The sequence below is a fragment of the Streptomyces sp. NPDC002911 genome (assembly GCF_053591835.1).
Window position 1 is genome coordinate 1 of sequence record NZ_JBSFUO010000003.1, and the last position, 2866, is coordinate 2866.

Annotated in this window: 1 protein-coding gene; it reads left to right on the forward strand. The window is 66.3% G+C overall.

All coding sequences use genetic code 11. From position 1 onward, the window contains the following. Positions 1 to 1413: 1413 nt before the first annotated feature. Complete coding sequence (locus ACWD04_RS05520) at positions 1414 to 2628, forward strand: cytochrome P450 (protein WP_451128406.1); 1215 nt, start codon at positions 1414 to 1416, stop codon at positions 2626 to 2628. Positions 2629 to 2866 lie beyond the last annotated feature (238 nt).

The window sequence follows — 2866 nt, forward strand, 5'->3', positions numbered from 1 at the left end:
ACACCAGCTCATAGGCATCGGACCATTCCGCGTCACTGAATCCCAACGCCTGCTGGGCAAGGCCGTAGAAATCGAGGTAGGCGTAACTGGCGTCCACCTGCCACCCCTCGGCCTCGGCGACCGAGCGTAATATGCCCACCTGAATGGACGGGCGTATGGCACTGTTCCAGGGCATCGACACCAGAGAAGCTTTTCGTGTGCGAGACACGTGATTATCTCCATCGAGCGGATCTTCAGTGGCTTCCGCAAGCCTGACGCGCATATCACTCGGACGTCAAGACCTCGACTGGATGTGGCCGGAATACTCTGACCCATTCAGGACAACAACCTGCACCTTCCAGCACCCCACTTTTCAAGATCGCCGATGCTCACCGACCAGGACGGAAACAAGGCTGCTACGCACTGGAGCCCGAGGGGGATACGAACCGTTCGGAACAGGAGGAGCCCGAGTGCCGAGACTTCTCGACACGTTGCGGGATGCGCATGGCAGGGCGGAGGCGACGAGCCGATACCCGCCGCCGCATTTCCGCATGCGACCAGGGTTCCGGCCGGATTCCGAGTGGCTTGAATTGTCACTGCGGGCTTGCGGGAGACAGGGGCGTTTCCTAGTGTGCGGCCGATTAGTCCCCCGAAGCGCACCGGATCCCTCGAACCGTGAAAGCACAGGCCAGTGATTCCTCCCTTCACAAGAAAGGCACAGAAAAGTTGCCTGACCTTCTCGATTCGCTATTCAGTTCCCCGCAATGCAGGCCCGGATCCACTCCGGGTCCGCCACGTCATCGAACTGATCACCGATCCGGCTGACCGGCTCGACCACACCTTCGACCGCCTTGGGTGCCGGAATCCAGCGCGCCCGCCGTCACGTTGAGGGCCGGAATTCTCGACAGGCGTGTGCGAGTTTCCCTCCGACCATCCAGAGGCCACCGCGGGCAGGCTGGCCTTGGGCTGCGCGGCCGGTCCCCTTTGCATGCGGGGCCTCATGCGAAGGCCCTTCGGTGCCCTTCGCCCGGTTCGCCGCATGGTCAACGCGTTCCATGCCTGGTTGTCGACCATGCCTGGTCGAGGATGGCCACGAGGGTGCTGTCCGGGCGCACATGAAGGGCAGGTCATTCACATGTTTCGGTACGCCCTCCGCCCCTCGCCCCTCCTGCGGGCTCCGCGTACCGGTGATCCGCAGGGCGGTCGCTTCACCGGGGTGCGGATCTCTGTTCCGGGAGCCAGTCGCGCACGAACCCGAGCGCAGGGGGCAGAACCCGGAATTGCCCCGCGGCATGCGCCCCGCCGGTCAGCCGGCCGAGCCCGGACGGCGAGTTGCCTCGGGGGGAGCCGGCCGGCCGGTTCGATGCATTTCCTCCGCTCCTGTCCCACACCTGCCATGCGGAACTCCCACCATCTCTCGAAGAGGGGAAGCTCATGTCTTTTCTCGCCAACCGCTGGGACATCCAACCGAAGCACCCTTGGCTACGGGGACAGCGGCCGGAGCGGCCGACCCGCTACGACGAGGAGACGGGGATGTGGAACGTGTACGGATATGCCGAGGCCATCCAGGTTCTCAGTGACCCGGCGACCTACTCCTCCGACATCACCAAGTACTTCGTCCGGAGCGATGTCGACGTCTCGGCGCTCGAGGGCAACCTGGTCCGGATGGATCCGCCGGACCACGGCCAACTGCGGAGCATCGTCGGCCACGCGTTCACCCCGAAGATCATCTCCAACCTGGAGCCTCGGATCGCCGAGATCACCCACCAGCTGCTCGACGAGCTCGAGGGCAAGGACAGCTTCGACCTCGTCGAGGACCTCGCCTTCCCGCTCCCGGTGATCGTCATCACCGAACTGCTCGGCGTACCGAGCAGCGACAGGCCACTGTTCCGTGAGTGGGTGGACAGGATGTTCTCGAACGAGAGCACCGTCTCGCTGGTCTCCAACGAGGAGGAGCTCCGGCAGATGGTCCAGGAAGGGCTTGAGCTGAACGCCGAGATGCAGGCGTACATCCACGAGCACGCCGCGAAGCGCAGGACCGAGCCCCGGGAGGATCTGCTGACGAAGCTCGTCCAAGCCGACGTGGAAGGCCGGCAGCTGACGGATGCTCAGATCGCCAACTTCGCCACGCTCCTCCTCGCCGCCGGGCACATCACCACCACCATGCTGCTCGGGAACACGATTCTCTGCCTCGACGACGAGCCGGATCAGCTGGAGCTGGTCCGTGAGGACCGGGGGCTGCTGCCAGGGGCGATCGAGGAGTCGGTGCGGTGCCTGGCGCCCCTCTCGTCCGTCTTCCGGGCCACCACCTCCGAGGTACGTCTCGGCGGGGAGCGCATCGAGGCGGGGCAGGTGCTGGCGGTCTCGCTCTCCGCCGCGAACCGTGACGTGGCGCAGTTCGAGCGGCCGGAGCTCTTCGACGTCACCCGTGACCCGAATCCGCACCTCGGCTTCGGCCGTGGCGTTCACTTCTGTCTGGGCGCGCCGCTGGGGCGGCTGGAGGGCCGAATCGCTCTCAACATCCTGCTGGACCGTCTGCCGGAGTTCCGTACGGACCCGGAGAACCCGCCGGTCTTCATGCCCTCCCCGGAGATGACCGGTGCCCGCTCCCTGCCGCTGCGGACCCGGAAAGGCGTGATGGCCCGATAACGCGGAGCCGACCGCGCCCGCCGGCCAGGAGCACCGTGCGGCTGGAGCGCGCAGGCCGGTTCGTCGTGAGGTGAGAGAGGCCGCATCCTCCGGGCGTCGGCCTCGTGCGGGGGCCCTGGAGACTCCGCTTCCCCTACGGCGAACCGGGCGGAGCACCGCCCGGGAATGTCCGTCCCGCGGTACGGACCTGTCCGTACCGCGGGACGCGGTCGTCGTCCCGGGCACTCCGGCCCGCGGC

Excerpts from the sequence above, each read along its gene's own strand:
- ACWD04_RS05520 (WP_451128406.1), top strand. The coding sequence starts at position 1,414 with ATGTCTTTTCTCGCCAACCGCTGGGACATCCAACCGAAGCACCCTTGG.